The 379-nt window shown below is 30.6% G+C and carries 1 protein-coding gene; it reads right to left on the bottom strand.

Going from position 1 to position 379, the window contains the following annotated elements; genetic code table 11:
* A partial coding sequence (locus E3E36_RS12815) for a hypothetical protein (RefSeq protein ID WP_206203771.1) occupies positions 1-379 on the bottom strand: 379 nt, incomplete at both ends.

Here is a 379-nt window from a genome sequence, read left to right as displayed (position 1 = left end):
AACACATTGGTTGAAGCATTGGTATTTACTCTATATGTTTCTTCCCCAACTAAAATATCAATATCATGATACTTTTTATAATTTCTTAACGTATAGGTTAGAACATTGGAATTATTTAATGATATTCTTGTTGTAGTATCATTTTCTGCAATAGGTTTTGATGCACCTTGTATAACAGCAATAGGTGTAATAGAATCTTCAAAAATTCTATCATTTAAACTATTATAATCTAACCCAACGGTACTTCTGAAAGTAAGGTTTTTTGCCATTTCCCAAGTTATAGACGCTGTAATATTACCTGCATAGGTTTGCTTTTTTCTGTACTCTGCATTATCTAATGCAATCGGGTTTACTAATGATAAACCATTACCAACAGACG

Source organism: Thermococcus sp. M36 (genome assembly GCF_012027355.1).
Classification (GTDB): Archaea; Methanobacteriota_B; Thermococci; order Thermococcales; family Thermococcaceae; genus Thermococcus.
This window is presented reverse-complemented; position numbering and strand designations above follow the sequence as displayed.